Annotated in this window: 29 protein-coding genes; 14 read left to right on the plus strand and 15 right to left on the minus strand. The window is 67.2% G+C overall.

What is annotated here, in order from left to right; genetic code table 11:
* Nucleotides 1–17 precede the first annotated feature (17 nt).
* The 3 genes from recR to ACVWYS_RS16705 all read left to right on the plus strand — a co-directional run bounded on the left by recR (nucleotide 18) and on the right by ACVWYS_RS16705 (nucleotide 2,862).
* Nucleotides 18–617 carry a recombination mediator RecR gene (gene recR / locus ACVWYS_RS16695; RefSeq protein ID WP_090579574.1) on the plus strand — a complete coding sequence of 200 codons (600 nt, stop codon included), beginning with the start codon at nucleotides 18–20 and terminating at the stop codon, nucleotides 615–617.
* Between the two features lie 10 nt (nucleotides 618–627).
* Nucleotides 628–1,203: a GNAT family N-acetyltransferase gene (locus tag ACVWYS_RS16700; RefSeq protein ID WP_456510094.1), complete on the plus strand. Its 576-nt coding sequence runs from the start codon at nucleotides 628–630 to the stop codon at nucleotides 1,201–1,203.
* 300 nt (nucleotides 1,204–1,503) lie between these two features.
* Nucleotides 1,504–2,862 (plus strand): aspartate kinase, encoded by a 1,359-nt coding sequence (locus ACVWYS_RS16705; protein ID WP_091255635.1) that lies wholly within the window; start codon nucleotides 1,504–1,506, stop codon nucleotides 2,860–2,862.
* Between the two features lie 174 nt (nucleotides 2,863–3,036).
* Here ACVWYS_RS16705 and ACVWYS_RS16710 read toward each other — a convergent pair whose 3' ends face one another.
* Both ACVWYS_RS16710 and ACVWYS_RS16715 read right to left on the minus strand, forming a co-directional pair.
* Nucleotides 3,037–3,231 carry a hypothetical protein gene (locus ACVWYS_RS16710; protein WP_091255667.1) on the minus strand — a complete coding sequence of 65 codons (195 nt, stop codon included), beginning with the start codon at nucleotides 3,229–3,231 and terminating at the stop codon, nucleotides 3,037–3,039.
* A 143-nt stretch (nucleotides 3,232–3,374) separates the two neighbouring features.
* Nucleotides 3,375–3,599: a hypothetical protein gene (locus ACVWYS_RS16715; RefSeq protein WP_116767150.1), complete on the minus strand. Its 225-nt coding sequence runs from the start codon at nucleotides 3,597–3,599 to the stop codon at nucleotides 3,375–3,377.
* Between the two features lie 91 nt (nucleotides 3,600–3,690).
* Here ACVWYS_RS16715 and ACVWYS_RS16720 point away from each other — a divergent pair, with 91 nt between their 5' ends.
* The 4 genes from ACVWYS_RS16720 to ACVWYS_RS16735 are packed head-to-tail and all read left to right on the plus strand — an operon-like array spanning nucleotide 3,691 to nucleotide 6,165.
* On the plus strand, nucleotides 3,691–4,197 hold the full coding sequence (locus tag ACVWYS_RS16720; protein WP_456510299.1) for a MarR family winged helix-turn-helix transcriptional regulator: 507 nt from the start codon (nucleotides 3,691–3,693) through the stop codon (nucleotides 4,195–4,197).
* Nucleotides 4,198–4,224: 27 nt separating this feature from the next.
* The gene (locus ACVWYS_RS16725; RefSeq protein ID WP_456510095.1) at nucleotides 4,225–4,791 is read left to right on the plus strand and encodes an SSI family serine proteinase inhibitor; all 567 of its coding nucleotides are present in this window, start codon (nucleotides 4,225–4,227) and stop codon (nucleotides 4,789–4,791) included.
* A gap of 4 nt (nucleotides 4,792–4,795) precedes the next feature.
* On the plus strand, nucleotides 4,796–5,794 hold the full coding sequence (locus ACVWYS_RS16730) for a 3-methyladenine DNA glycosylase (protein ID WP_456510096.1): 999 nt from the start codon (nucleotides 4,796–4,798) through the stop codon (nucleotides 5,792–5,794).
* Nucleotides 5,791–6,165: a serine protease inhibitor gene (locus ACVWYS_RS16735; RefSeq protein ID WP_456510097.1), complete on the plus strand. Its 375-nt coding sequence runs from the start codon at nucleotides 5,791–5,793 to the stop codon at nucleotides 6,163–6,165. Before ACVWYS_RS16730 ends, ACVWYS_RS16735 begins: the two co-directional genes overlap by 4 nt.
* A 168-nt stretch (nucleotides 6,166–6,333) precedes the next feature.
* Here the strand turns inward: ACVWYS_RS16735 and ACVWYS_RS16740 are convergent, their stop codons facing one another.
* The gene (locus ACVWYS_RS16740; protein WP_456510098.1) at nucleotides 6,334–9,510 is read right to left on the minus strand and encodes a S8 family serine peptidase; all 3,177 of its coding nucleotides are present in this window, start codon (nucleotides 9,508–9,510) and stop codon (nucleotides 6,334–6,336) included.
* Between the two features lie 273 nt (nucleotides 9,511–9,783).
* The gene (locus tag ACVWYS_RS16745; protein ID WP_091255625.1) at nucleotides 9,784–9,969 is read right to left on the minus strand and encodes a hypothetical protein; all 186 of its coding nucleotides are present in this window, start codon (nucleotides 9,967–9,969) and stop codon (nucleotides 9,784–9,786) included.
* 276 nt (nucleotides 9,970–10,245) lie between these two features.
* On the opposite strand from ACVWYS_RS16745, the gene purS reads away from it, so the two are divergent.
* Genes purS through purL form a run of 3 tightly spaced genes read left to right on the plus strand, consistent with a single transcriptional unit; the run spans nucleotide 10,246 to nucleotide 13,587 of the window.
* Nucleotides 10,246–10,497 (plus strand): phosphoribosylformylglycinamidine synthase subunit PurS, encoded by a 252-nt coding sequence (gene purS / locus ACVWYS_RS16750; RefSeq protein WP_018776110.1) that lies wholly within the window; start codon nucleotides 10,246–10,248, stop codon nucleotides 10,495–10,497.
* Nucleotide 10,498: 1 nt separating this feature from the next.
* A complete protein-coding gene (purQ, locus tag ACVWYS_RS16755) occupies nucleotides 10,499–11,257 on the plus strand; it encodes a phosphoribosylformylglycinamidine synthase subunit PurQ (protein ID WP_116767153.1) in 759 nt (252 codons plus the stop codon).
* A complete protein-coding gene (gene purL, locus ACVWYS_RS16760; RefSeq protein ID WP_116767154.1) occupies nucleotides 11,254–13,587 on the plus strand; it encodes a phosphoribosylformylglycinamidine synthase subunit PurL in 2,334 nt (777 codons plus the stop codon). The genes purQ and purL overlap by 4 nt, the downstream gene beginning before the upstream one ends.
* An 82-nt stretch (nucleotides 13,588–13,669) precedes the next feature.
* On the opposite strand, the gene ACVWYS_RS16765 is transcribed toward purL, so the two are convergent.
* From ACVWYS_RS16765 to ACVWYS_RS16800, 8 genes are all read right to left on the minus strand, one after another.
* Nucleotides 13,670–14,611 (minus strand): hypothetical protein, encoded by a 942-nt coding sequence (locus ACVWYS_RS16765; protein WP_456510099.1) that lies wholly within the window; start codon nucleotides 14,609–14,611, stop codon nucleotides 13,670–13,672.
* Nucleotides 14,612–14,730: 119 nt separating this feature from the next.
* The gene (locus tag ACVWYS_RS16770) at nucleotides 14,731–15,024 is read right to left on the minus strand and encodes a DUF503 domain-containing protein (protein ID WP_091255616.1); all 294 of its coding nucleotides are present in this window, start codon (nucleotides 15,022–15,024) and stop codon (nucleotides 14,731–14,733) included.
* A 140-nt stretch (nucleotides 15,025–15,164) separates the two neighbouring features.
* Nucleotides 15,165–15,482 carry a putative quinol monooxygenase gene (locus ACVWYS_RS16775; RefSeq protein ID WP_344362675.1) on the minus strand — a complete coding sequence of 106 codons (318 nt, stop codon included), beginning with the start codon at nucleotides 15,480–15,482 and terminating at the stop codon, nucleotides 15,165–15,167.
* 61 nt (nucleotides 15,483–15,543) lie between these two features.
* Entirely contained in the window at nucleotides 15,544–16,146 is a 603-nt protein-coding gene (locus tag ACVWYS_RS16780; RefSeq protein ID WP_456510100.1) for a hypothetical protein, read from the minus strand.
* Nucleotides 16,147–16,160: 14 nt separating this feature from the next.
* Nucleotides 16,161–16,706, minus strand: a complete 546-nt coding sequence (locus ACVWYS_RS16785; RefSeq protein WP_456510101.1) for a DUF1990 family protein — start codon at nucleotides 16,704–16,706, stop codon at nucleotides 16,161–16,163.
* On the minus strand, nucleotides 16,703–17,113 hold the full coding sequence (locus tag ACVWYS_RS16790) for an MmcQ/YjbR family DNA-binding protein (RefSeq protein WP_456510102.1): 411 nt from the start codon (nucleotides 17,111–17,113) through the stop codon (nucleotides 16,703–16,705). Before ACVWYS_RS16790 ends, ACVWYS_RS16785 begins: the two co-directional genes overlap by 4 nt.
* A gap of 108 nt (nucleotides 17,114–17,221) precedes the next feature.
* The gene (locus ACVWYS_RS16795) at nucleotides 17,222–18,115 is read right to left on the minus strand and encodes a polysaccharide deacetylase family protein (RefSeq protein ID WP_456510103.1); all 894 of its coding nucleotides are present in this window, start codon (nucleotides 18,113–18,115) and stop codon (nucleotides 17,222–17,224) included.
* 95 nt (nucleotides 18,116–18,210) lie between these two features.
* Nucleotides 18,211–18,636, minus strand: a complete 426-nt coding sequence (locus ACVWYS_RS16800; RefSeq protein ID WP_456510104.1) for a CoA-binding protein — start codon at nucleotides 18,634–18,636, stop codon at nucleotides 18,211–18,213.
* Between the two features lie 265 nt (nucleotides 18,637–18,901).
* Between ACVWYS_RS16800 and acs the strand changes: the two genes are divergently transcribed.
* Genes acs through ACVWYS_RS16820 form a run of 4 tightly spaced genes read left to right on the plus strand, consistent with a single transcriptional unit; the run spans nucleotide 18,902 to nucleotide 23,958 of the window.
* Complete coding sequence (acs, locus tag ACVWYS_RS16805) at nucleotides 18,902–20,911, plus strand: acetate--CoA ligase (RefSeq protein WP_456510105.1); 2,010 nt, start codon at nucleotides 18,902–18,904, stop codon at nucleotides 20,909–20,911.
* 10 nt (nucleotides 20,912–20,921) lie between these two features.
* The gene (gene sfnG, locus ACVWYS_RS16810) at nucleotides 20,922–22,115 is read left to right on the plus strand and encodes a dimethylsulfone monooxygenase SfnG (RefSeq protein WP_456510106.1); all 1,194 of its coding nucleotides are present in this window, start codon (nucleotides 20,922–20,924) and stop codon (nucleotides 22,113–22,115) included.
* A complete protein-coding gene (locus ACVWYS_RS16815; protein ID WP_456510107.1) occupies nucleotides 22,115–23,464 on the plus strand; it encodes an O-acetylhomoserine aminocarboxypropyltransferase/cysteine synthase family protein in 1,350 nt (449 codons plus the stop codon). Before sfnG ends, ACVWYS_RS16815 begins: the two co-directional genes overlap by 1 nt.
* Nucleotides 23,461–23,958, plus strand: coding sequence for a CoA-binding protein (locus ACVWYS_RS16820; protein WP_456510108.1), 498 nt, complete (start codon nucleotides 23,461–23,463; stop codon nucleotides 23,956–23,958). Before ACVWYS_RS16815 ends, ACVWYS_RS16820 begins: the two co-directional genes overlap by 4 nt.
* Before the next feature lie 98 nt (nucleotides 23,959–24,056).
* Here ACVWYS_RS16820 and ACVWYS_RS16825 read toward each other — a convergent pair whose 3' ends face one another.
* From ACVWYS_RS16825 to ACVWYS_RS16835, 3 genes are all read right to left on the minus strand, one after another.
* The gene (locus tag ACVWYS_RS16825) at nucleotides 24,057–24,869 is read right to left on the minus strand and encodes a hypothetical protein (protein ID WP_456510109.1); all 813 of its coding nucleotides are present in this window, start codon (nucleotides 24,867–24,869) and stop codon (nucleotides 24,057–24,059) included.
* On the minus strand, nucleotides 24,866–25,414 hold the full coding sequence (locus tag ACVWYS_RS16830) for an RNA polymerase sigma factor (RefSeq protein WP_344362649.1): 549 nt from the start codon (nucleotides 25,412–25,414) through the stop codon (nucleotides 24,866–24,868). Before ACVWYS_RS16830 ends, ACVWYS_RS16825 begins: the two co-directional genes overlap by 4 nt.
* Before the next feature lie 125 nt (nucleotides 25,415–25,539).
* Nucleotides 25,540–26,049, minus strand: coding sequence for a hypothetical protein (locus ACVWYS_RS16835; protein ID WP_456507616.1), 510 nt, complete (start codon nucleotides 26,047–26,049; stop codon nucleotides 25,540–25,542).
* Nucleotides 26,050–26,327 lie beyond the last annotated feature (278 nt).

Consider the following 26,327-nt stretch of genomic DNA (forward strand, 5'->3'; position numbering starts at 1 on the left):
AAACGAACGAGGACATTGTGTACGAAGGTGCAGTTCAAGAGCTGATCGATGAGCTCGGACGCCTTCCCGGAGTCGGGCCCAAGTCTGCCCAGCGGCTGGCCTTTCACATCCTCGAGGCGGATCCGCAGGACATGAAGCGGCTCGTCGACGCCATCACCACGGTGAAGGAGCGGGTCAAGTTCTGCACGGTCTGCGGGAACGTGACGGAGCAGGAACTGTGCAATATCTGCCGTGACCCGCGCCGGGACCCCTCGGTGATCTGCGTCGTCGAAGAATCCAAGGATGTCCTGGCGGTGGAGCGGACGCGGTCGTTCCGCGGCAGGTACCACGTGCTGGGCGGGGCGATTAATCCGATCGCCGGGATCGGCCCGGAACAGCTCCGGATCCGTGAGCTGCTCACCCGGCTCAACGACGGCGCCATCCAGGAAATCATCATCGCCACCGACCCCAACCTGGAGGGCGAGGCCACAGCGACATACCTGGCCCGGATGCTCAAGTCGATCGGGATCGCCGTCACCCGGCTCGCGTCAGGCCTGCCTGTGGGCGGGGACCTCGAATACGCCGACGAAGTCACGCTCGGCAGGGCCTTCGAGGGACGCCGGAACGCGCTGAGCTGACGGATCCGTGATGGTTTCCGGCAGCGACACCCCCGCCCCGCTCCTCACGGAGCGGCTGCTTCTGCGCCCGCTGACAGCGGACGACGCCGGCGCCCTCCTCCGGTTCCGCGGCGACCCTGCGGCGACGCGGTACCTCTCCCACGGGCCGCTCACGCCCGAGCAGAACAGTGCCCGGATCCAGCAGGCGCTGTCCGCTGCGGAATCCTCGACCGCCGAGTGGTTCTACTTCGGCTGGGCCTTCGAGCTCCGCGCCACTGGTGACGTCGTTGGCGACGGCCGGACCTGGAACACCGCCGAGCCCCCGGCACCCGGCCGGATTCCTTCCTGGTCCGCGAGCCTGGGCTATGTCCTGCACCCGGCACATCACGGGCTCGGTCTCGGCCGTGAGGCGGCGGCCGCCCTAGTCCAGTGGCTCTTCGACGTTCGCGGCAGCGAAACACTTTTCGCGGGGGTCTACGAGCCCAATCTGCCTTCGCGCAGGCTGCTGGAAGGCCTGGGCTTCCGGAAGGACCGCTTCTTCCCGGTTGCCGAGGACACGGCGGGCAAGCAGCTGCCGTCCTGGCGCTACCGGCTGGACCGAGGCTAGCTCCTTCCGGCCATCGGACATGTCCCGCGCCCGGGGCCGGGAATGGACACATTGCCCTTATGCCCTCCCCTGGCCGCGAAGAATGAGCATGTCCCCCGGCACGGGAGAGCATGCCCCTTCCTGGTCCGCAGCGCCGGGCATGTCCGGCGGAATCGCGCCCGCGGAAAGGCCCGGTTGTCTACTATTCGGTCACAATTCAACGGCGCAGGGCGCGCGGCGATAAACTGGGAGGAGAAGTTACGCCGTCGCGCCGTTTGGTTGCCTGGCCCAGAACCCCGATGATCCAGTGAGGGTGCGCGAATGAGTTTGCCCACTACCGAAGTCCAGCCCGGATCGCAGCCGCAGACGCTGCCCGTCTCGGCCGCCACCACCAAGCACCTTGTCGTGAAGAAGTTTGGCGGTTCGTCGGTGGCGGACGCGGAGGGCATCAAGCGCGTCGCCCGCCGGGTCGTGGACGCCCACAACGCCGGCGACGAGGTCGTCGTCGTGGTCTCCGCCATGGGAGACACCACCGATGAACTCCTTGACCTCGCCGGACAGGTGACCGATTCCGCCCCGGCCCGCGAAATGGACATGCTCCTTTCCGCCGGGGAACGTATCTCCATGGCGCTGCTGGCCATGGCCATCAACAAGTTCGGCGCTTCGGCCCAGTCCTTCACCGGCTCGCAGGCCGGCATGATCACCGACGGCATCCACGGCAAGGCCCGGATCATCGACGTCGACCCGCACCGCATCCGCACCGCCCTGGACAAGGGACACATCGCGATCGTTGCCGGCTTCCAGGGCATGAGCCGCACCACCAACGAGATCACCACGCTCGGCCGCGGCGGTTCCGACACGACGGCGGTGGCCCTCGCCGCGGCGCTCGACGCCGACGTCTGCGAGATCTTCACCGACGTCGACGGCGTCTACACGGCCGACCCGCGGGTCGTCCCGTCGGCCCGCAAGATCGACCGCATCTCCAGCGAGGAAATGCTGGAGCTGGCCGCCTCGGGCGCCAAGATCCTGCACCTGCGTTGCGTCGAATATGCCCGCCGCTTCGGGGTACCCTTGCACGTCCGTTCCTCATTCAGCCAGAACGAAGGCACCTGGGTCCTGCCCGGCGCCGACGACAAGATCACGACCCAAGAGGGAGTTGCCTTGGAGCAGCCAATCATCTCCGGTGTTGCACACGATCGTTCCGAAGCCAAAGTCACGGTTGTCGGTGTACCTGACATCCCCGGCAAGGCCGCCGCGATCTTCCAGGTCATCGCTGACGCCCACTCCAACATCGACATGATCGTCCAGAACGTCTCCACCCACGGCACGGGCCGGACCGACATCTCCTTCACCCTCCCGATCGTCGAGGGCGCCGAAGCCCTTGCCGCGCTGCACGCCGCACAGGACCGGATCGGCTTCGAGAGCATCGAATACAACGAGAAGATCGGCAAGCTTTCGCTGATCGGCGCCGGCATGCGCTCCCACCCTGGGGTCTCCGCGCGCTTCTTCGCGGCCCTCTCCGAGGCCGGAATCAACATCAACATGATCTCCACCTCGGAGATCCGCATCTCGGTGGTCACCCACGCGGACCTGCTCGATGACGCCGTCCGCGCCATCCACAGGGCGTTCGACCTCGACAGCGAGGACGAAGCCACGGTCTACGGCGGCACCGGCCGCTAACCGGCAACGGGCAACCAAGGGACACCACAAGCCGGCTGCGTGGCCGGGAGCGGAATTCCAGCCCGCATGGGCATGAGGAAGGGAGCGGCCAGCGCCGCTCCCTTCCTCATTTCTCCGCACCCCTCTGTCCGCTATGTCGGGCGGCCACGGCCGCCCTGATGCCGGATCGGGCTCTCAGACCTCTTCTTTCCAGAGATCCGTTTTCCGGACAGCGTAGTGATGTCCATGCGAGTCTGTCTCGACCTCGAAGCCTGCCAGGTCTTCTTCCGAGGCGTGCTCGTAGTCATCATGATGGTGAACGACAGGCGCCGCAGTGTCGCCCCGGTTGGCGGGTCCGAACAGGAGCCTCAGCTTGTCGGTCTTGTCCATAAAAGCTTTGACCGCACGTGTCACTAGTCCCACCCCCTTTCTTCGTCGCGGGTGGTTCAGGATGCTGCACAGCGGTGTGTCAGTGTCCTCATTTTACGCCCGACGGCGGCAAAAGGCCCCTGTGGGATGCCGGGAAACCACGCCTAGCGCAGGGACTTGTCCTCCGGGTTGCGGGGCACCACATAGGTGCTGCCGTCGGGCCGGTGCATGGTCTCCCACTGCGCGGTCTCGGCCTCCCGCATCGCCAACAGCCGCCTGTTCTGCTCGGTCATCTCATGGCCGAGGGAACTGCGGTTGGCCGGCCCGAAAATCATCCGAAGCTTTCCGGTTGCCCGCATGAACCTCTGGGCGCCGTTTTCCTTGGCCATGGCTATCCTTTCCTGGGAACAAGACAATGCTCCCAGTGTACGCTAATCATTAGTGCACTAATCATTTGAAGGAGTCAGTGTGACCGAAGGAATCCCAAGAAACCAGGCAGCCCGCGTCCCGCAGGGCACCCGGGACTCCCAAGCGGCGCAGGATGACCTCCTCCTGGAACAACAGCTCTGTTTCGCCCTGACGGTGGCCTCCCGGAGTGTGGTGGGCGCCTACAAGCCCGTGTTGGACAAGCTCGGCCTGACCCACCCGCAGTACCTCGTCATGTTGTGCCTCTGGGAGGCCAGCCCCCGGTCCGTCCGGGACATCAGCGACGCCCTGGCCCAAGAGCCAGCCACCATCTCGCCGCTGCTGCGCCGGCTCGAAACCGCTGGATTCATCACCCGTCAGCGGATGGAGGGCAACGAACGCATGCTGAATGTCCGCCTGACGCCCCGCGGGGCGGCCCTCCGGGAGCAGGCCACCGCCGTTCCGGGCATCATGATGGCGCGGCTGGGGCTGACGCGCGAGCAGGTGAAGCAGCTGCACGCGTCCATGATGGACCTGATCGCCGCCACCCGGCCCGACCCGGAAGACGCACCCCGGCGGTAGACTGGGCAAAACTGAGGAGGACTGCTGATGCGCACTCGATCGGGCCGCCCGGCACTTTTTTTGGCGGCCGCCCTGATGGCCGCGGCCGGACTGGCCGCGTGCACGCCGAACAGCGGCCCCGCGCCGTCTCCCTCAGCCAGCACGACGGCGGGAACATCCTCCAGCTCCCCGACCGGCTCTCCGTCGCCGGACACTGAGACGACGTCCCCGGCCCCGTCGCCCTCCGCGGCCCCGCTGCCGTCCGGCCCGGGACAGGGGAACGCCGAGCTCGCCATCATGATTAAGCCGACCGAAACCGCCGCCCCGACCAACTTCACGCTCGTGTGCCAGAACGGGGTTCCCGCGGCCGAAAGCCAGCACCCCAACCCTGCCGCAGCGTGCCTCGCCATCAAGAACAACCCGTCCATCCTCAGCCCCGTTATCGACAAGGACCGGGCCTGCACCCAGCAGTACGGCGGTCCGCAAGTCGCGACCGTCACCGGCGTCGTGGACGGGCGGCAGGTTCAGGCGACCTTCAGTTTGAAGGGCGGCTGTGAAATCGCCGCGTGGAACGCCGCCAAGGACGTCCTGGGGTCATCCGGCTGGCCGAGTTAAGCCCGTGCACCTCCAGCAGGAAGAGTGGCTGCCACGCCAGGCGGCCCACCAGCAGCGCGTCCGCCGCTATGCCGATCCTTACCTTGAGCGGCGCTCCGCCGGCCGGAAGCACCCGGTGGAAGATTTCCTCTTCACCTACTACACCCAGAAACCCGGCCAGCTGCTGCGCTGGCACCCGGGCGCCGGCGTCGTGCTCTCCGGGCCCGAAGCGGAGGCGCGGACCGGCTGGAGGTATTACCGCGCGGCTGACGACGCCGAACTCGCCGCCGGGCTGCCGGCGGACTCGCCAGCCGTGACGGTCGACGTCGACGCCTTCCTCCGGGATCGGCGGGAGGCGCTGCAGTTCGCCGGAATCATTCTCGCCGGGACTGCCGCGCGGGCCGCCCAGTTCGGCTGCTTCGGGCTGCACGAGTGGGCCATGGTCTACCGGCAGGACAAATTCGACCTTCGGCACGAGTACCTGCGGCTGCGGCTGGGGTCCGGGCGCACCGACGAGGTGGTGGAGGAGAACCGGATCCGGTGCTCGCACTTCGACGCCTTCCGTTTCTACACTCCGGACGCCGTTCCGCTGAACAGCCTGGTTCCCAGCAGGGAGAACCAGCGGACCTTGGAGCAGCCCGGCTGCCTGCACGCCAACATGGACCTCTACAAGTGGGCCTACAAACTCTCCCCGCTGCTCCCCAGCGAGCTCGTCATGGACTGCTTCGAACTGTCATGGCGGATCCGGGCCATGGACATGCAGGCCTCGCCGTACGATCTCGCCGACTGGGGTTATCCTGCCATTCCCATCGAGACGCCGGAGGGCAAGGCCGAATACGTTGACCATCAGCGGACGTTCGCAGCCGAGTCGCAGCAACTCCGGCACCGGCTGCTGCAGGAGCTGAGGCCCCTGCTCGATGCCGCGGCGCAACACCGCGGCCAGGACAGCCCGGGAAGCGGAGGCCGGCACGCGGCCCCGGCTCCGGTTCCGGTTCCGGACAAGAGTCTGAAAGGACCAACATGACAGGCACAGCCGGCCCGCAGCACGACATCGATCTGACCATCCGCCTGACCGAGGCGCCCGGCGCGCCGGAATACACCTTCCGGCTCGAAGCCGCCGACGGCGAACCCTCCGCCGCGTCGACCCTTCCCGATCCGGCCGCCGCACTTGAGGCGGTCCGGCGCCACGGCGAGGCCGTCTTCTTCCCCAAGCCGGGGCCCCCGCAGTTGTGCACGCAGCAGTATGGCGGCCCGCAGACCGCCGTCGTGACCGGCTGGTATCTGGGACGGCAGGTCAATAGCCGGTTCAGCCGGACGGACGGCTGCGAGATCGCGCGCTGGCGCGCCATGGCGGCGCTGCTCGGCGGCAGCGTAGGTTCCACGGGCGCCGTCTGACGCGGCAGGAATCCGACCCACGGTTCCTGCTTCCGGCGGACGGTGTCCTGCCTCCGGCGGGCCGCTGCCCGACACCTGATGTCTGACCCGGCGGTTTAAGGCGGTTTAAACAGCGACGGCCGGCGGTGCGAACCGCCGGCCGTCGCCGTTCTTGGTGCCGTTATGCGCCTAGATGGCGTTGTCCGGGGCGAAGGACTGATCGCCGTTCTGGATCTTGCCCTTCTCCTTCTTCACCTTCTTGCCCGTGTCGTTACCGCCGTCACCGTTGTCTCCCGGGCCGTCGTTGGAGTCCTGGTCCTCCGCGGTGGGCGGGACCGCGACGGCCCCGGCCGGGGTGACCAGGACGGAGACGAATGTCGGCTCGCTGGCACCGGCGAAGGTGACGCGTCCGATGTATGAACCTTCGGACAGGCCCTTCCAGTTCATCGTGACGCTGCCGGCCTTGCCGTTGGCCAGGCGCAACGGGTTCGGGCTCAGCGAAGCGTTGCCGACGTTCGCGCCCAGCACCGCGGCATCCACTGAGGCCTTGGTGGTCTGGCTATTCGGGCTGGCGTACAGGTTCGCGTAGATCGTGTACTCGCCCGGGGCGGGGTCGGGGATGGATACCGATTCACTGGCGGACGACGTTGCGACCGTCAGCGGGCCCGTCGGGGTCATGACGTACATGTCGAAGTCGGCCTTAGGGTCGGCGGAAATCACTGAGAACTTGGCCAGCGGGGCTCCTGCGGGGACCGTGACCGTCTTGACGAGGTTCGAGGCATCCGTGTCACCCGTGAACGGCCCCGGGACCAGCTGCACAGCGGTGGAATCCGCCTTCGAGAGGCCGTCGAGGGTCATGCTGATCGGCGCATTCGTGCCCGAGACCACCTTGATCGCGCCGGATCCCGTCCCGCCCTGCGAGGTGAAGGCGACGTCGGACAACGCCACTGCCGACTGCGGACGGACCGCGATCGGGGAGGTGACGGTCTTGTTGGCGCCCTGCCACGTCAGCGAACCCGTGGCGAACTTGCCCAGCGGCGCTCCTTGGTTTTCGAAAGAGACCTTGAAAGTCTGTTTCTCTCCGGCTGCCTTGAAGTTCAGGGCAGCCGGGGTCACGCTGACCTTGATGCCGGGAACATCAAACTTGGCCTTGTAGACGCCCGGCGTCAGGGCGGTCACCGTGCGGGTGACCTCGATCTTCCCGGCCAGGTTGCCCAGTGCGAAGGACGGCAGGTTCATGTCCCGCGGCCTGGTGGTGCCCTGGATGAACGCCTGGTAGTCCGCCGTGGTGGCGTCGTAGACGAGGCCCGGATCCAGCACACGTGCCGGGTCCACCTCGCCCGCACCGGTGGCGAAGACATCGGTGTTTTTCGACCCGTCAGCATTCTTGACGTCGCTCGTGGTGGTCATCATCGCGGACTTGACGGCCGCCGGGGACCAGGAGGGGTTCTTGGCCAGGATCAGCGCCGCGAAGCCGGCCACGTGCGGGGACGCCATGGAAGTGCCGGACAGGAACCCGAAGTTGTCCCCGTCGGTGCCGATCGGCGAGACGCCGGCCAGCACGGCCACGCCGGGCGCGGTGACGTCCGGCTTCAGGAGATCGGAGCCTGCGGCTAGCAGCGGGCCGCGGGAGGAGAAGCCGGCGATCTGCGGCTGCGCCTCGAGGGGCAGACCCGTGGTGTCCTTGTTGACAAGGGAGACCGTGATCGCCGGGTTGGCGGCGACCTTGGCTTTGATGGCCTCGGTGGCAGGCGGGTTCACGTGGACGGTGGGGACCGAGTGCTTGTCCGTGTCCAGCGAGGACTCGCTCAGGTTGACCAGGATCATGCCGACGCCGCCGCCGCGCTTGACTTCGGCGCTCTTTGCGACGCGGTCTACGACGCCGCGGTCACAGACCACAACCTTGCCGGCGATCTTGGCCGGGTCCAGCGAGCCGTCGCCGCACAGGGCCGGGTTGGTACTCCCGGCGGCTCCCGCGTTGGCTGCCAGCACGACGCCGGCGTTGGAGACCTGGCCGTTCATGATGCTGGCGCCGCGGTATTTGCTGCCGTCGGAGAACTCGACCGTGCCCTGCAGTTCCTGCGAGAAGCTGCTGGCAGCGACCGTCGTCATCCACGGTGCGCCGTGGTTGACGGTGCTGGCGGTCGGGCCGGAGTTGCCGGCGGACGCCGCCACGAAGATCCCGGCCGAGGCAGCGGACAGGAAGGCCAGGGAGACGGGGTCCGTGGTGGTGTCCGTAGCGCCCGAGATGGAGTAGTTCAGGACGTCCACGCCGTCCTCGATGGCCTGGTTGATGGCCTCGATGGCCGACGACGAGTAGCAGCCGCCGGTGTTGGGATCGGTATCTTCCCAGCAGACCTTGTAGATGGACAGCTTCGCGGCCGGTGCGATGCCGCTGGTCTGACCGAAGCTCCGGCCGTCAACCATGGCTTCGACATTGGCGTTGCCTGCAGCCGTGCTGGCCGTGTGGGTTCCGTGGCTGGCGGCGTCGACCGGCGACAGCCGCTCGCCCGGCGCCCAGTCCGACTGCGGGACATAGCTTGCGAACTCGTCGCCGAAGTAGCGGGCGCTCAGGACCTTGGAGTTGCAGGCCGTGCCGTCGAAGTCAGTGCCGGTCTGGCAGTCGCCCTTGAAGAGCTCGCCGTCGGCTTTGAGCATCTCGATCTTGCCGTCCGCGCTGCGGTATGGCACGCCGACGACGGGATTTCCCGTGAGTGGTTTAACCGCGTCGCCGGCAAAATAGGCGCTGGACGGGGTGTACCCGGTGTCGATGACCCCGACCACAACGCCCTTGCCGGCCCCGTCCTGGCCGCCGAACTGGGTGTTCCAGGTGCCGTTGGGCCCGCTGAGCTTGAGGAAGTCGGTGCTGGAGTAGTCCGGAGCGTTCTCCGTGTCCGGCGCGACCACCAGGACGGAGGGGTCCCTGGCCAGCTTGATGGCTTGGTCCGCCGTCAGCTTGGCGCTGAAGCCGTTGAGGGCTGCCGTGAACTGGCGCTGGATCTTGACGCCCTGCTGGCCGGCGACCTGGGCCTGCTTCTGTTCCAGGTGGGCCCGGTACTGCTTGACTTCAGCCTTGTTGGCGTCCAGCTTCTTGCCGGAGGCGGGCTTCGTGGCCGGGAGCCCGGGCGTCCCGCCGTCGTAGGTTGCGGACGGCTTTTCCGCCAGAACCACAATGTAGCGGCCGTCCTTGTAGTTGTTCGGATCAACATTCTTCTGCGCGACACCGGCCGCGGCCGGCCCCTGTGCCGGGGCCGCGTTGGCAGGTGCGATCGCGATGGTGGACAGAAGTACCGGCAATCCCAGGGTCAGCGCCGCGACCCTCCGGAGTCCCCCGCTTCGAAGGAAGCTCTTTCCTGGTGATGTCACGAGTGATGAACCTTTCGTAAAGGAACGGCCCGGCTTCTATACCGGGCCCAGCAGACTGGCGGGGCCGCACCGGGCGATTGCCCGGCCTGCCCCGACGGATACCAGCCGATTCATACAGTACAGACTGAGAGCCGGATATGACATAGACCACAAGAAGCTATCTAAAATTTGTCACGCAATACGACACGATGCGTCGACGAAGCGTCTGAGCTGCGTCGATAGTCAGGAGGTCGATAGGAAATGGGGAGGAATGTGCGGCCCGGGCGGGGTGGCCTACTGGCGCGGAGTCCGGACAACCTCGCTGATCCAGGCCCGGGTCTTCTCGTCCAGCGGTCCGGCCACCTTGGTCTGCTTCGCTGCACGGTCGGCCCTGATCTTCTGCAGGACCATTCGGCCCAGCCCGGCGAACACGGCGGCGGCGACGACGGGTAACAGCACGGATTTCGGTTTCGGAGCCATGCGCACATCCTACTGACCCGCGGCCGCGCGGGACCATAGGCCGAAGCGCGCCGCGCGGCGGCGTTTGTCCAGTTCAAGGACCTCCCGGGGAGGCCACGTTCACACTGCCAGCCCGAATGCGGCCGGACGCACCGCGGCCGGTAGAATGGGCATGCAAGCTCGCGGAGCGCCCTTTCACGCTGTGTTCACTAACAGTCCTCAACACACAGCGGACCGGCGTGAGACGGCACTACTCCGCTGCGCCCTTACCCAATGCTCACGCACAGGAGTTACCGGATGCCCCGGATCGTTGTCGACGTCATGCCCAAGCCCGAGATTCTGGACCCGCAGGGGAAGGCCATCGTCGGTGCGCTGCCCCGGCTGGGTTTCACCGCCTTTAGCTCTGTCCGCCAGGGCAAGCGCTTCGAACTCACGGTCGACGGCGAGGTGACCGAGGAGATCCTGGCCCAGGCCCGCGACGCCGCGGAAACCCTGCTGTCCAACCCGGTCATCGAGGACGTCGTCAACGTCGAGGTCGTTGAGGCCTGAGATGACTGAACTCCCCCTGATCGGCGAGGCTGTTGCCGTCGCCGCTAACCCACAACTCGCGGGGGCGCGGATCGGCGTCGTGACCTTCCCCGGCACCCTGGATGACCGCGACGCCGCCCGCGCGGTCCGCCTGGCAGGCGCCACCCCGGTGGAACTCTGGCATGCCGACACCACCTTGGGTGACGTCGACGCCGTCGTGATTCCCGGCGGTTTCTCTTACGGTGATTACCTCCGCGCCGGCGCCATCGCCCGTTTCGCGCCGCTGATGTCCAAGATCATCGACGCCGCCAATTCGGAGGCTAAGCTGCCGGTCCTCGGCATCTGCAACGGTTTCCAGATTCTGACCGAGTCGCACCTGCTGCCCGGCTCCATGATCAAGAACGACCACCTGAAATTCATGTGCCGCGATCAGGTCCTCCGCGTGGAGAACAACTCCACCGCGTGGACCGGCGACTACGCGGTCGGCCAGGAAATTACTGTGCCGCTGAAGAACCAGGACGGCCAGTACATCGCCGACGAGAAGACCCTGGACGCGCTTGAGGCCGAAGGCCGCGTCGTGTTCCGCTACGTCGGGTTCAACCCGAACGGTTCCCGCCGCGACATCGCCGGCATCTCCAACGCCGCAGGCAACGTGGTGGGCCTCATGCCGCACCCCGAGCACGCCGTGGAGGCCGGCTTCGGCCCGGAGGAAGGCTCCGGCACCGAAGGCCTCGGCTTCTTCACCTCTGTCCTGAACAAAATCGTGGGAGGCAACAAATGACGGAGACACCCGCAGTGGCGGCGCCCGCGGAGACCGCCCGGAAGTTCAACATCGACACCGTGGAGAACGCGGCGAAGACTCCGGACACCGAACTGCCCTGGGCCGAACTGGGCCTGAAGCAGAACGAGTTCGACGAGGTCGTCAAGGTCCTGGGCCGCCGCCCCACGGGCGCCGAGCTCGCCATGTACTCCGTGATGTGGAGCGAGCACTGCTCCTACAAGTCCTCGAAGAACCACCTGCGCCAGTTCGGCGAAAAGGTCACCGAGGAGATGAAGAAGGACATGCTCGTGGGCATCGGCGAAAACGCCGGTGTCACCAACCTGGGCGACGGCTGGGCCGTGACGTTCAAGATCGAGTCGCACAACTCGCCGTCGTTCGTGGAGCCCTACCAGGGCGCGGCCACCGGCATCGGCGGCATTGTCCGCGACATCATCTCCATGGGCGCGCGCCCGGTGGCCGTGATGGATCCGCTGCGCTTCGGCGCCATCGACCACCCCGACACGGCCCGCGTCATGCACGGCGCGGTCGCCGGCATCGGCGGCTACGGCAACTCCCTGGGCCTGCCCAACATCGGCGGCGAAATGGTCTTCGACTCCGTGTACCAGGGCAACCCGCTGGTCAACGCGCTGGCCGTCGGCGTCATGCGCCACGAGGACATCCGCCTCGCCAATGCCTCCGGCAAGGGCAACAAGGTGGTGCTGTTCGGTGCACGCACCGGCGGTGACGGCATCGGCGGCGCCTCGGTGCTGGCCTCGGAGTCCTTCGACGACACCAAGCCGTCCAAGCGCCCCGCCGTCCAGGTGGGCGACCCCTTCGCCGAGAAGGTCTTGATCGAGTGCTGCCTGGAGCTGTTCAAGGGTTCCCTGGTGGAGGGCATCCAGGACCTGGGCGCCGCGGGCATTTCCTGCGCCACGTCCGAGCTCGCCTCCAACGGCGACGGCGGCATGGAAGTCGAGCTGACCTCCGTCCTGCTGCGCGATCCCACCCTGACCCCGGGCGAAATTCTGATGTCCGAGTCGCAGGAACGCATGATGGCCGTGGTCACCCCGGAGAACATCGCCGCGTTTGAAGCGGTCATGGACAAATGGGCCGTGGAATACTCCTGGCTGGGCGAGGTGACGGACACCGGCCGCCTGATCATCACGTGGGAAGGCGAAGTGATCGTCGACGTCGACCCGCGCACCGTCGCGCACGACGGCCCGGTCTACGACCGCCCGTATGCCCGCCCCGAATGGCAGGACGCGGTCCAGGCCGACTCCTTCACCGGGTCCGTTCAGGACGCAGGCCGCCCCTCCGCTCCCGCGGACCTGGCCGCTGCCATCACCGAGCTCGTGGCTTCGCCGAACATGTGCGACAAGTCCTGGATCACCAAGCAGTACGACCGCTACGTCGGCGGCAACACTGCCATGGCGTTCCCGGACGACGCCGGAGTGGTCCGGGTGGACGAGGAAACCGGTCTGGGCGTGGCCCTGGCCACCGACGCCAACGGCCGCTACACCTACCTCGATCCGTACCACGGCGCGCAGCTGGCCCTGGCTGAGGCGTACCGCAACGTCGCCACGTCCGGCGCCGTGCCGATGGCCGTCAGCGACTGCCTGAACTTCGGCTCCCCCGAGGATCCCGACGTCATGTGGCAGCTGGCCGAGGCCATCCGCGGCCTGTCCGACGCCTGCATGGTGCTCGGCATCCCTGTCACCGGCGGCAACGTCTCGCTGTACAACCAGACCGGCACCACCCCCATCCACCCCTCCCCCGTGGTGGCTGTGCTGGGCAAGTTCGACGACGTCGCGCGCCGCACGCCCTCGGGCTGGAAGGAAGACGGCCAGGCCATCTACCTGCTGGGCACCACGGCGGCCGAGCTGGACGGTTCGGAATGGTCCAACCTGCGCGGACACCTCGGCGGCCTGCCGCCCAAGGTTGACCTCGATGCCGAACGCGCACTGGGCGAGATCCTGATCAACGCCTCCCGCGACGGCATGGTGGACGCCGCCCACGACCTCTCCGAAGGCGGCCTCGCGGCGGCCCTCGTGGAATCGTCCCTGCGCTACGGCGTGGGTGCCCGGATCGCGCTGCAGGACGTCCTGGACCGCGACGGCGTGGACCTGTTCACCGCGCTCTTCTCCGAAACCCAGGGCCGCGCCATCGTCTCGGTGCCCCGCTCGGAGGAAATCCGCTTCACGGACATGTGCACCGCCCGCGGCTTCGCGCACGTCCGGATCGGTGTGGTGGACGCCGAGGGCGGCACGCTGGAGATCAACGGAGTCGAACCCATGAGCCTTGACGCGCTCCGCGAAGCCCACGAGGCGACCCTGCCGAAGTACTTCGGCTAGTCCCACCGCCACCCTCCATCGGCTGCTCCGCAGCTGCCCTTTTGAACCCTCAGAAGGGCAGTTGCGGAGCAGTCGTTTTGGTTCATCGGCCGGGACGCCAGCCGGCCTGGACGAGCGCGGTCCGGACCTTGGCAACCGCGGCTTTCGCATCATGTGCCATATGCCGCTTGGAGATCCGGACCTCTGTCCATCCGAGGGCCGTGTAACGCTCGGAACGGGCGATGTCCCGGACAATCTGCCCTTCGCCACCGTGGAGTTCGCCCTCGTACTCGATGCCGATCCGGTATTTTCTGTAAGACAAGTCGGGTTCATGATGCCGCGTTCCTGCGTCGTCGATGATCGGCACGTTCAGCTCGGGTTCGGGCAGACCGGCCCGCACAATCGCCAGCCTCAACAGAGACTCCTGCGGCGAATCAGAGCCCACCCGAATGAGCGCAATAGCTTCCCTCGCCTTGCGGATCCCGCGCTTTCCCTTGTGGCGTTCGATCATCCGCTGCAGATCGCCTAGCGTGCACAGCGGCATGTCCCTGGCCTCGAATTCCGGCCGGGGCATCCGGACGCAGCTGTCGCCGGCCACAACGAGTTCGTCTACGGTCAGCATTTCGGCCAGATCCAGCCAGGTTCGCTCCGGGGTGGTGATGGGAATCCCGTCCAGAAGCGTGATCTCGTCGTCGTAGAGCTTCATCCGGTGAACGATGACGTGCGGCCGGTTGAGGTGGGCCGCGCCTTCGGGCCTGATCACGTGGTACATCTCCGGTCCCTCCTTTAGTTGCCGCGCCGGAAGCCCACCGAGCTCCGCCGCGGTGAGGTGCGACGCGGCGCATCGCTCATTGACCTCAATGAAAGGCCGCACTCGCACGCTCAGGGGAAGCCCCGGCGTCGGGCTCAGGGAACGAATCCCTCTGCCGAGCACGGTCAGGGAGCGGTGGCGGAGCCTTTTGGGCGACACCCCGGCATCCGCCGCTTCGACAACGGTGAAGGGGCGTCCCTGGAAATTGCCCGGCAACGGGCGAGCGGTCTTCATGGCTTCATGAGACCAGAACCGCGTCGACGCCGCAGAAGTTATCCACATCCCCCACCGGTTGCTCCATAAGTGCCGTTATGGAGCCTCAAAAGGGCGTTTGCGGAGCAATCGACAAGGGTTTAGTCGTCGCTGCGGAGTTCCCGCTGCCGGGCGCTGAGCAGCTCCATTTCCGGCCGGGCGGCCATGAAGCGTTCGACGCCGGCCAGCACCTCCACGAGGTGGGCCCGGTCCGCCGCGACCAGACCGACGCCGATCACGGTGCGCCGGTGCTGGTCATGCAGGTCCGCCTCGGTCACGGAGACATCAAAGCGCCGCTTCAGCTCGGCAAGTACCGGCCGCACCACGGAGCGTTTCTCCTTCAGGCTGTGGACGTCGCCGAGGAGGAGGTCGAATTCAATCCAGCCGATCCACATGCCCCAATTTTCCCATCGATTGCTCCCCACCGGCCCCCTCGCCTCGCAAGCTCGGCCAGGGAACCCTGCCGGCGTGGGCCCAACGCCGTTTTCAGGCCTCAAAAGGGCTTTTGCGGAGCAATCGATGGGGGGATGGGTGGCTAGATGGTGAGTTCGCCCATTCGGTCCCAGCCTTCGCCGTCGAACTGGCGGCTGATGATGCGGGGCGTCTCCACGAGGGCCTGCGGCATGTCCGCCATGGCTTTCTTGAAGTGCTCGCTGTTGACGTGGTCACCTGCGGCGTCGTCCTTGAAGGCTTCGACCAGGACGAACTCGTTGGGGTCTTCCACGCTGCGGGACCAGTCGAACCAAAGGTTGCCCGGCTCCTGACGGGTGGCCTGGGTGAAATCGTCCACGAGGCCGAGCCAGCGCTCGGACCATTCGGGCTTGACCTTGAATTTGACGACAATGAAAATCACGGGAAAGTGCCTTTCGGTGCGGGGGACGGTATTCCATTCTTGCAACAGGACAACGCGGGGCTCAGCAGGCCTTGATGGCCTCGCGGGCCAGTTCCTGCTGCCGCGGGGTCCCGATCCTCCCGGCCCACTGTTCGGCGAGCTGGAACTCCACCATGGCCTCGGTGCAGCGGCCGGCGTCGTGCAGCGTCCAGCCGAGGTTGTTGTGGAGGGAGACGATCCATCGCTTGGTCCGCTCATCGTGGACCGTGGACGCGTACTCCAGGGCGCTTCGGGTCCACGTCACGGCGTGCGCCGAGTCAGCTAGGGCGAGCATGTGCAACGCATCCACGGCCAGGAATTCCTCGCCCAGGTGGTCCGCGAGTTCGGCGGCCTGTTCAAAGAGCGGCACGGCCATCTCCGGATGGCCGCTGGTATTGAGCACCCGGCCGCGTTCCAGGAGCACCCGCACCGCCACGGTGGGCTCGTCGCCGTCGACCGCGTCCAGAAGCGCGTCGTCTTCCTCGAAGCGGCCCTGCAGCCCGATGGCCCGGCCCAGCTGCGTGGTGAGTTCGGCACGTTCATCGGCGTCGTGGCCGGGCTCGGCAAGTGCCTCGCGGAAGCGGGCTTCGGAAAGCGCCGGGTCATCGAAATTCCACAATCGGTCAAGGGTCTGTTGATCAAGCATCCATTGGCTCCTGCTCAGCTCACACCTGCGGCCAGTTCTTGGGCACTCCTAATGTATCTGGAAGTGACGTGCCGCCGTGCCCGCCTGGTCACGGCGCCGCCCGCCGCGTAGAACCAGTTGGACGGCCCGCCGAACGCGGTGATCGCGATGGTCACCATCCCCTGCGCATCGATCGAGATCTCGAACGCCTCTTCGCCGCGGACCGGATGTCCTGGCAGGGTGCCGTAGCCGAATCCGGCGGACTGCGGGCCGTCGCCCGCAACCGGCCGCCGCACCCAGACCACTTCGCAGGGGGCGTCGATACGGAACGGCCCGACGCCGAAACCGCTCACCACACGGGTTCCGGGGACCACGACGCCGGACTCCGCCCGGACCCGCAGCCCTGACCGCTTCTGGAGTTGCCACGTCAGCATGCCCTGGACCGCACGCCGGTAGGCCGCCACTCCCTCCCCCACATGGGCCTGCGTGACAAGGCATTCGACGCCCTCGGGCGGCGGGCCATGTTCCGTGGCGCCGATGCCCGCATAGTTCAGCGCACCGCCGGCGATCCGTGTGTTCACGCCTGCCCTCCCTGCGCGAGCCGTGCCCAGCCGAGCTGCTCCTGCTGGCGCCGGCTCAACGAAGCCACCACGAGGTCGTAGGAGTCCTCCACCATGTCCCGGATCATGGCATCGGGCAGCGAACCGTCCAGCCGGACACCGTTCCAATGCGTCTTGTTCAGGTGCCAGGCACCGGTGATTTCCGGATGGGCGGCTCGCAGCTGCTGGGCCAAGACCGGCTCACATTTCAGGCTGACCGAAAAGTCGGCCTCGTCCATCGCGGACAGGGCGAACATCTTGGCCGCCTGCCGGGGCCCGCCGGAGAGGACGGAGCGGACCTTGAAGACCGACGTCTCGGGCCCGAAGGGAAAGTCCTCAAAGGCACCAGGGAACCCGAGGCAAAGCGCCCGGAGTGCAGTTGCGTCCATGCTTCGAGCCTACTGCCAGGCGCCGACGTCGTGGCCACCCGGCACTTCGCCGCCGGCCGACCCGGCTCCGTCCGGCACCATCGGACCATAGCGGCAGCCCCTGCGCGCTCAGGCGATGCCGAGGAAGTTTTCTAGGAGAACGACGTCGAGCCCGGCAGAAAGCTGGGCCTCGCGGAAGGCGGCAAGGTCCGCAGCGAACTCCGGCCGAAAATGCATGAGCACGATGTCTCCGGGACGAAGTGAATTTCCGTACTGGTAATCCATGCGGCCGGCGTTGGCTTTGGCTTCCCATGTCACGATGGCCTTCATCCCGGCGGCTGCAACGGCCTGCCGCATGGCATTGGAGTAGTCTCCGCCGGGCGGCCGGAAGAGCGTGGGCCGGCGTCCGAACTGCTGCTGGGCGTAGTCCTGCATACCGGCGATCTCGGCAAGCTGTTGCCCGAAGCTCAGCTGGCGGGACATGTTCACGTTGTGGCTGACGGTGTGGTTTTCCACCAGGCTTCCCTGGGCCTCGAAGTGTTTGAAGAATCCGGGATCGTTCTGCACGAAGTTCCGGGTCAGAAACAGGCTCGCGGGGTAGTCGTACTCGTCCAGCAACTGGGCCATCCGGGGGATCTTTGTCACGCCGTCGTCGATGGTCAGGAACACCACGGGCTGCTTGGTCAGGACCCGCGTCAGGACCGGCGCCATTCCCCCTTGGACCGGGGGAAGCCGGAAATCGGAGACATAGGTGCGCTTGGGGCGCCTGCCGGGGCGGCGCAGGTCGTTGGGGACAGTGGAGTCGAGTCCGTCGACTGTCAGGACGGACAGCGTCGGCTGCCCAGGGCCGGCCGAAAGACCGGACGATGCTTCGGGGCCGGGAGCCGTAGCCCCCGGAACGGCGCAACCGCCCAACCCACCGACCACAGAAGCGCCCAGCAGGCCCAGAAGCGCCCGCCGGCCAAGGGCCGAGTGAGGTTCAGGGGCCGCCGCCGGGGGCAGCGTCGGGTGGTGCTCGCACATGGCTGCTCCTTGCGTCGCGGGGAAGATTCCGCTGTACGGTAGCAGGCGAAAATGACACTTTAGGGTTAAGTTACGGAGGCTGCAGAATACAGCGGCTATAAGCCAAAGCGCACGGCGTCCTGCGCCGGACACGCATTCATGATCACATCGAGGCCGGCGGCCTTGGCGCGCTCGGCGGCCGCCTCGTCAATGACGCCCAGTTGCATCCAGATGGCCTTGGCGCCGGCGGCGATTGCCTGGTCCACGACGGCGCCCACCTTCTGCGAATTCACGAAGCAGTCCACGACGTCGATGGGCAGTTTGCTGTCCGGGATGTCGGCGAGCCTGGCATAGCCCGTTTCGCCGTGCACGGGATCTCCCGGCAGGTTCACCGGAATGATCTCCATGCCCAGCCGGTCACGGATGAACAGGGAGGTGTCGTAGGCGGCGCGCCATTCGTTGGTGGAGAGGCCGACGATGGCCCACCGCCCCTTGGTGCGCATCAGCCGTTCGAGGACTGCAGGATCGTTGACATGGGGCATGGGCAAAGCCTACGCGCAGTACCCGCGGACGCGCCGGTCGGCTGGCAGCCGCGGCACCGGCGTCGAAGAAATGACCGCCGAAAAGCCACAAAATTCTGCAGAGCCGAATATTACGTGGCACAAGACGGCAATTTCACCATCGGGACGCGCATCCGTTTAGTGTGAAGTACAACCATCCCGAGCGGCCAAGAGACCTGGATCGATGCAGCCGCAGCAACCCTGGCCATCAGCAGGGTGCTACCGCCAGGACCGATGGAGCACACCTATGACTGTCTATTCCGTGTCCGCGCCCGAGACCACGACGCCCGCCCTCATGCCCGAGGCGGAGCGGATCGCCTTCTGGGAGGACGCCGCCCTCCGGCTCGACTGGGCGGACTTTTCCGGCGATGCCTCCGGCGGCAAGCCCTGGCACACAGCCCACCGTCTGATTCCTGCCGACGTCGAAGCCGGGCTCGGCCCGCAGATCAGCTGGTTCGACGGCGGCAAACTCAACGTCGCCTACAACTGCGTGGACCGCCACGTGGCCGCGGGACGCGGGGACAAGGTGGCCCTGCACTTCGAGGGCGAACCGGGCGACCGCCGCACCATCACCTACGCGGAGCTGCAGCGCGAGGTCTCCAAGGCCGCCAACGCCCTGCTGGATCTCGGCATCGCCAAAGGCGACCGTGTGGTGATCTACCTTCCGGTCATCCCGGAGACCGTGGTCATCACCCTCGCCGCGGCCCGGATCGGCGCCATCCATTCCCTCGTTTTCGGCGGGTTCTCCGCCGAGGCGCTCCGCTTCCGGGTCGAGGACACCGGCGCCAAGCTGCTGGTCACCACGGACGGCCAGTTCCGCCGCGGCGTGCCCGTGCCGGTCAAGGAAAATGCGGATGCCGCCGTCGCCGGCAAGAACGCGATCGAGCACGTCCTGGTGGTCAACCGGACCACGGCACCGGAACTGCTCGACACCGTCCCGATGACCGCAGGCCGCGACGTCTGGTGGCACGACGCCGTCGGCACCGCCTCCGAGATCCACGAAGCCGAGGCGTTCGACGCCGAGACGCCGCTGTTCATCATGTACACCTCCGGCACCACCGGTAAGCCCAAGGGCCTGGTCCACACCTCCGGCGGCTACCTCACGCAGGCCTCCTGGAGTTTCGAGCACCTCTTCAGCAACCCGGACCCCGCGCTGCGGGACCAGGACGTCCACTGGTGCACAGCCGACCTCGCCTGGGTCACCGCGCACACCTACGAGCTCTACGGCCCGCTCTCCAACGGCGCCACCCAGGTGATTTTCGAGGGCACCCCCAACACCCCGCACCCGGGCCGGCACTTCGAGATCATCGAACGCTACGGCGTCACGCAGTACTACACCGCACCCACCCTGGTCCGCTCCCTGATGGGCTGGTTCCCGGACGGCGTACCGGACACGTACGACCTCTCCTCCATCCGGCTCCTCGGCACCGTCGGCGAGGCCGTCAATCCCGAGGCCTGGCGCTGGCTACGGGCCAACCTCGGCGCCGGCACCGCCCCGGTGGTGGACACCTGGTGGCAGTCCGAAACCGGCGCCACCATCCTCTCCCCCGCCCCGACCGACACCGAGTTCAAGCCCGGCTGCGCCGCCCGGCCGCTGCCGGGCGTCAGCGCCCGGATCGTGGACGACGCCGGCACCACCGTGCCGCCGGGCGTCCAGGGCTTCATCGTGGTGGACGCGCCCGGCCCCGCCATCGCGCGGACGGTCTGGGGCAACCCGCGCCGCTACTTCGATTCGTACTGGCGCCAGTACGCGGCGCAGGGCTGGTTCCTCGCCGGTGACGGCGCGAAATATGACGACGACGGCGACATCTGGATCCTCGGCCGGGTGGACGACACGCTCAACGTCTCCGGGCACCTGCTCTCCACCATCGAAATCGAATCGGCCCTCGTCTCCCACCCGGATGTGGTGGAGGCCGGGGTATGCCCCGTCGCGGACCCGAAGACCGGGCATGCCATCGTGGCGTTCGTGGTGCTGAAGGATTCGGCGGCCACCGCCGACATCCACGGCGCCCTGAAGGCGCACGTCACGAAGGCAATCGGCCCCATCGCCAGGCCGCGCGACGTCGTCGTCGTCCCCGATGTGCCGAAGACCCGCAGCGGCAAGATCATGCGCCGGCTGCTGACCCAGCTGTTCGAAGGAACCACGCTGGGCGACACCACCTCCCTCCAGAACGAGCCGGCCATCGCCGGCATCCAGGACGTGCTGCGCGAACGCGCCGCGGCCGTCCCCGCAGCAGCCATCCCCACCCAGAAGTAAAGGAATCCCCATGACTGACATCAGCAGCGTCGCCCGTCTTTCCGAACCCCTGAAGTTCGCCTACTGGGTCCCGAACGTCTCCGGCGGCCTCGTGGTCTCCACGATCGAACAGCGCACCGGCTGGGACTTCGAGTACAACAAGAAGCTGGCCCGGATCGCCGAGAACTCCGGCTTCGAATACGCCCTGACCCAGACGCGCTACGCCGCCTCCTACGGCGCCGACAAGCAGCACGAGGCCACCTCGTTCAGCCTGGCGCTGCTGGCCGCGACGGAGCGGCTCAAGGTGATTGCCGCCGTCCACCCCGGCATGTGGCACCCCGGCGTGCTGGCGAAGTACCTCATCACCGCGGACCACATCTCCAACGGCCGGGCCGCCGTCAACATCGTCTCCGGCTGGCTCAAGGCGGAGTTCGAGAACTTCGGCCTCGAATGGCTCGAACACGACGAGCGCTACGTCCGCACCGAGGAATTCATCCGCGTGCTCCGCGGACTGCTGACCGAAAAGAACTTCAGCCAGTCCGGCAAGTACTACAACATCACCGATTTCACCCTGCAGCCGGCCCCGGTGGACGTGCCAGGCCGGGCCCACCCCGAGATCTTCTTCGGCGGCAACTCGACGGCCGCGCAGGCCACCGCCGGCCGTGTGGCGGACTGGTACTTCTCCAACGGCAAGGACCTTGAGGGGTTCAAGGAGAACATCGCCGGCGTGGTTGCCGCGTCCAGCGAGACCCGCCGCGGCACCGACGGCCAGTTGCCTTCTCCGAAGTTTGGCCTGAACGGCTTCGTCATCGCCCGCGATTCCGAGAAGGAGGCCCGGGACACCCTCCGCGAGATCGTCGAAAAGGCTCACAAGCCCGCCGTCCAGGGCTTCCGCGACGCTGTCCAGGAAGCCGGACCGTCCACCAAGGATGGCAAGGGCATGTGGGCCGACTCGAGCTTCGAGGACCTGGTCCAGTACAACGACGGCTTCAAGACCCAGCTGATCGGCACTCCGGAGCAGATCGCCGAGCGGATCGTGAAGTACAAGAAGATCGGCGTGAACCTGTTCCTCACCGGCTACCTGCACTTCCAGGAGGAGGTGGCCGCGTTCGGTCAGGAGATCCTGCCGATCGTCCGCGAACTCGAGGCCGACCTCGCCCGCAAGCACGGCACCGAACTGGACCTGTCCAGCACGCCCGTGGCACAGGTTGAGGTGGCCGCGTAGTGGCGGAGCGCAGCTTCGGCTTCCGCACCCGCGCCCTGCACGCCGGCGGCACTCCCGACGCCGAGCACGGCGCCCGCGCGGTGCCGATCTACCAGACCACGTCCTTCGTATTCAAGGACACCCAGGACGCCGCGAACCTCTTCGCCCTGCAAAAGTACGGCAACATCTACTCGCGGATCGGCAACCCCACCGTGGCCGCCTTCGAGGAACGCATCGCGTCCCTCGAAGGCGGGATCGGCGCCGTGGCCACGTCCTCGGGCATGGCCGCGGAGTTCATCACCTTCGCCGCGCTGACCCAGGCGGGGGACCATATCGTGGCCGCCTCCCAGCTCTACGGCGGCACCGTGACCCAGCTGGACGTCACCCTGCGCCGCTTCGGCGTGGACACCACCTTCGTTCCCGGCACGGACCCGGCGGACTACGCAGCGGCAGTCCGGGATAACACCAAGGCGATCTTCGTCGAGGTGGTGGCCAACCCGTCCTCGGAAGTCCAGGACCTTGCGGCCCTGGCGAAGGTGGCGCACGACGCCGGCATCCCGCTCGTCGTCGACGCCACCTTGAGCACGCCGTATCTCGTGCGGCCGATCGAGCACGGGGCGGACATCGTGATCCACTCTGCCACGAAGTTCCTCGGCGGCCACGGCACCACCCTGGGCGGCGTCATTGTGGAAAGCGGCCGCTTCAACTGGGGCAACGGCAAGTTCCCCACGATGACCGAGCCTGTCGCCTCCTACGGCAACGTCTCGTGGTGGGGGAACTTCGGCGAATACGGGTTCCTCACCAAGCTTCGCTGCGAGCAACTACGTGACATCGGCCCGGCGCTGTCCCCGCAGTCGGCGTTCCAACTCCTGCAGGGCGTGGAGACGCTCCCCCAGCGCCTGGACGAGCACCTCAGCAACGCCCAGGCCGTGGCCGAATGGCTTGAAGCTGACGAGCGCGTGGCCTACGTGAACTTCTCCGGCCTGCCCTCGCACCCGCACTTCGAGCGGGCCAGGAAGTACCTGCCGCTGGGTCCCGGCTCAGTGTTCTCCTTCGGGGTCAAGGGCGGACGCGCGGCGGGCCAGACATTCATCGAAGCCCTGCAGCTGGCCTCGCACCTGGCCAATGTGGGCGATTCCCGGACCCTCGTCATCCACCCGGGCTCCACCACGCACCAGCAGCTGAGCCCCGAACAGCTGGAAGCTGCCGGCGTCCCGGAGGACCTGGTCCGCATTTCGGTGGGCCTGGAGGATCTCGAGGACATCCTGTGGGACCTCGACCAGGCGCTGACGGCGGCATCGGAACAGTCCGAAGAATCCGTCCCGGGCGTCCTGCCGGCGGACAGCTGCACGATCGGAGCAAACGCATGAGCACGGAAGAAACCAGAACCTGGACCGGGCCCTCGGCGCCGGAGCGGCTGAACCTGCTGCGGCAGGCGAAATCCATCGCGATTGTGGGGGCCTCGGACAAGCCGTCCCGGGCGAGCTATTTCGTGGCGACCTACCTGCAGTCCTCCACCCGGTACAAGGTCTATTTCGTGAACCCCATGGTGAAGGAAATCCTGGGCGAGCCGACCTACCCGTCGCTCGCGGACCTTCCGGAGAGCCCGGACATCGTGGATGTGTTCCGCAAGCACGAAGACCTGCCGGGTGTCCTGGAGGAGTCCATCGCGGCCGGCGCCAAGACACTGTGGTTGCAGCTGGGTTCGTGGCACGAGAACGTGGCGAAGGAGGCCGAGGCCGCCGGGCTCGACGTCGTAATGGACCGCTGCGTGAAAATTGAGCATGCCCGTTTCCATGGCGGCCTGCACCTGGCCGGCTTCGACACCGGCGTCATTTCCTCCAAACGGCAGATCCTGGCCTAGCCTCCACATCCCGCCGCCACCCCGACGTTGCGCTATCACTTAGGGTCGTTCTCAGCGCTGAGAACGACCCTAAGTGATAGCGCAACTGCTTTAACGGACTAGGAGTGGTCGGGGGCCTTCGTCGGAACAATCGCGGGCAGGGTTGGCGTGATGTGGCCGGGGACGCGGGGCAGGTCCTCGCCGCCGTCGGAACCACCGGGAATGCCGGGCATCGTGGGTAGGCCAGGCGATTGCGGCCCGTGGCCCGGAGACGGCAGGATGCCGTCCCGGCCGACGGCAGGGGGCGAGACGGGCGGCGTGTGTCCGGTCTGCTCGGCCGCCTCCTTGCGGGCGTCCGGTGCCGCGCCGGCGGGTGCGCCGCCGGACGGCAGCGCAGTGCCCGGAGTGCCCGAAGGGGCAGTGCCGGCAGGCGCGGGGAAGGCCGGGACGGAAGCCGGCGACGGCTGGACGTGTTCCGGGGCCTGAGTCGTGCGCCCCGAGGGCTGGAAGATGACACCGACGGTTTGGCTGACGCTGTGCCGGAAATCCTCGCTGGAGGCCGCCACGGCCCCCGCGCCCAGGCTCATGGCACCGATCACGGCGCCGCCCACGATCGCGAGGCGGCGGTTCCGTGCCCTGCGGCGATCAGCAAGATTGACGACGACGGCGTCCGGCCCGGCTGCTGCGGTGGGCATCGCGCGGGTGGGCATCGCCGTCGTCGCGCTTGCGCCCGGACCGGCTGCTCCGACCACCCCGGCTGTTCCGGACGCGAGCAGTGCCGCGAGGTCGGCGCGGGGTGCCGGCGCCGCCTCCGGGACGAGGGCGTGGAGCTGTTTGAGCGCGCTCCGGAGTTCGGCCGCGGTTTCGAGGCCGGAGTCGCTAAGCATCGCGTGGATGCTGCCATCCTGCTGGGGGTCGCGGGTGCCCGTCATGATGCTGCGTGGTCCTTTTCGGTTACGAGTTCGCGCAGGGCACTGAGCCCGCGCCGCTGAAGCTGTTTGATGGCACCCGGTGTCTTGTCCATGATGCCGGCCACCTGTTCGATGGAAAGGTCCGCGACGATGCGCAGGACCAGAACTTCCCGTTGCTCCTCGTTGAGCCTCGCGAGAGTGGCAGAGATACCGCCCAGTGAGCCGAGCGCCTCGTCCTCGGCGGATGCCGAGGACCGCGCGTCGTTCAGGGGGTCGTATTCGGCCAGATGCGGCGTGCGCTCCTCGCGCCGCCGGTAGTCCACCAGCCGGGCGTGGGCGACGGAGAAAATAAAAGTCCGCAGACCCGTGTGGCCGCCCGTGACGCCGGCCAGTTTCGGCAGGACGTCCACGAACACATCTTGGGTCAGGGCCTCGGCGTCGTCCACTCCCCTGGCCCGGAAATATCCCAGCACGGCGGGGGAAATAGCCACGTACACCGCGCTGAAGCCTGATGGGTCGCCAGCTAAAGCGGCTGACAAGTCGTCGTCGCTTAGCTGCTGTGCCAAGAGGCTGTCCTTCCGTTACTGCTGGGGTGCGGCCCCCAAAAGTCTAGCGGCCGCACCCCCGGGCCCCTCAAAGCGAGGGGTTCCTGCTTGCGGACCCAACCGGGTCCGGGCTCAAGAGCCGGAGATTACTTGTCGTGCTGGGGCAGCTCGACGGACGGCGTTGCCGGCACGGCGGGAACGGCCGGGGTGGCCGGAACGCCGTTGGCTCCGGGGACAGCAGGAACTGCGGGGACCGCGGCCTTGACGTTGGCGTTGGCGCGCGCTTCAGCGGCAGCACCCTTCACGCTGGCGTCGCCCTTGACGGTGGCGCCGTCCTGGTCAGCATCGACGGAGCCTTCGCCTGCACCCTCGGTGCCCTTGACGTCGGCGTCGGCGGCGGTGTGGCCCTTGGCCGAGCCATCGGCCGACGGTGCCGCGGGAACTGCGGGGGTGGCGGGGACGGCAGGCTTTGCCGGGAGGGTCGGGGTAGCCGGGACCGCAGGGGTCGCCGGGGTGGCGGGCGTAGCGTGGGTCACTTCAGACTGCTGGGTGCTGGACATCTGGGCCGCGTTGGCGAGTCCGATGCCGGAGAATCCTCCGACTGCGAGGATGGCGGCGCCGACAGCAATCTTGGTGGTCTTGCTAACACTCTTCATAACAGACATACATCCTTTGTTTTTTGGTGGAAGGCGGGCTGAGGCCTCGTGGGCCGTCGACAGCCCGCTCTCGCCGTGGAAGGCTGGCCGGCGCCCGATGGGGGCAGGCGCCGGCAAGCGCTTACGGTAAAGGGCCGACCGGAGACCAAATGGGGGGAAGGCGCCGGCCTGCGCTTACGGTGGAAGGCCGACCGGAGACCCGATGGGGGGTCCGAGCTCCGGAGGCGCTTACAAAGGAGTAATCGTCGGGGTGACCCGAAAGGTTACGCACCAATCGG

It is taken from the genome of Arthrobacter sp. TE12231 (assembly GCF_054062895.1).

What these genes read in the sequence shown, in the direction of transcription:
- ACVWYS_RS16745 (WP_091255625.1), bottom strand. Translation starts at nt 9,969, where the DNA reads ATGGCTCCGAAACCGAAATCCGTGCTGTTACCCGTCGTCGCCGCCGCC.
- ACVWYS_RS16820 (WP_456510108.1), top strand. Translation starts at nt 23,461, where the DNA reads ATGAGCACGGAAGAAACCAGAACCTGGACCGGGCCCTCGGCGCCGGAG.
- ACVWYS_RS16795 (WP_456510103.1), bottom strand. Translation starts at nt 18,115, where the DNA reads ATGTGCGAGCACCACCCGACGCTGCCCCCGGCGGCGGCCCCTGAACCT.
- ACVWYS_RS16780 (WP_456510100.1), bottom strand. Translation starts at nt 16,146, where the DNA reads ATGCTTGATCAACAGACCCTTGACCGATTGTGGAATTTCGATGACCCG.
- ACVWYS_RS16770 (WP_091255616.1), bottom strand. Translation starts at nt 15,024, where the DNA reads ATGTGGATCGGCTGGATTGAATTCGACCTCCTCCTCGGCGACGTCCAC.
- purL (WP_116767154.1), top strand. Translation starts at nt 11,254, where the DNA reads ATGACGGAGACACCCGCAGTGGCGGCGCCCGCGGAGACCGCCCGGAAG.
- sfnG (WP_456510106.1), top strand. Translation starts at nt 20,922, where the DNA reads ATGACTGACATCAGCAGCGTCGCCCGTCTTTCCGAACCCCTGAAGTTC.
- ACVWYS_RS16715 (WP_116767150.1), bottom strand. Translation starts at nt 3,599, where the DNA reads ATGGCCAAGGAAAACGGCGCCCAGAGGTTCATGCGGGCAACCGGAAAG.
- ACVWYS_RS16790 (WP_456510102.1), bottom strand. Translation starts at nt 17,113, where the DNA reads ATGGACGCAACTGCACTCCGGGCGCTTTGCCTCGGGTTCCCTGGTGCC.
- ACVWYS_RS16765 (WP_456510099.1), bottom strand. Translation starts at nt 14,611, where the DNA reads ATGAAGACCGCTCGCCCGTTGCCGGGCAATTTCCAGGGACGCCCCTTC.
- ACVWYS_RS16835 (WP_456507616.1), bottom strand. Translation starts at nt 26,049, where the DNA reads ATGAAGAGTGTTAGCAAGACCACCAAGATTGCTGTCGGCGCCGCCATC.
- ACVWYS_RS16735 (WP_456510097.1), top strand. Translation starts at nt 5,791, where the DNA reads ATGACAGGCACAGCCGGCCCGCAGCACGACATCGATCTGACCATCCGC.
- ACVWYS_RS16705 (WP_091255635.1), top strand. Translation starts at nt 1,504, where the DNA reads ATGAGTTTGCCCACTACCGAAGTCCAGCCCGGATCGCAGCCGCAGACG.
- ACVWYS_RS16710 (WP_091255667.1), bottom strand. Translation starts at nt 3,231, where the DNA reads ATGGACAAGACCGACAAGCTGAGGCTCCTGTTCGGACCCGCCAACCGG.
- purS (WP_018776110.1), top strand. Translation starts at nt 10,246, where the DNA reads ATGCCCCGGATCGTTGTCGACGTCATGCCCAAGCCCGAGATTCTGGAC.
- ACVWYS_RS16700 (WP_456510094.1), top strand. Translation starts at nt 628, where the DNA reads ATGGTTTCCGGCAGCGACACCCCCGCCCCGCTCCTCACGGAGCGGCTG.
- acs (WP_456510105.1), top strand. Translation starts at nt 18,902, where the DNA reads ATGACTGTCTATTCCGTGTCCGCGCCCGAGACCACGACGCCCGCCCTC.
- ACVWYS_RS16725 (WP_456510095.1), top strand. Translation starts at nt 4,225, where the DNA reads ATGCGCACTCGATCGGGCCGCCCGGCACTTTTTTTGGCGGCCGCCCTG.
- purQ (WP_116767153.1), top strand. Translation starts at nt 10,499, where the DNA reads ATGACTGAACTCCCCCTGATCGGCGAGGCTGTTGCCGTCGCCGCTAAC.
- ACVWYS_RS16825 (WP_456510109.1), bottom strand. Translation starts at nt 24,869, where the DNA reads ATGACGGGCACCCGCGACCCCCAGCAGGATGGCAGCATCCACGCGATG.
- ACVWYS_RS16800 (WP_456510104.1), bottom strand. Translation starts at nt 18,636, where the DNA reads ATGCCCCATGTCAACGATCCTGCAGTCCTCGAACGGCTGATGCGCACC.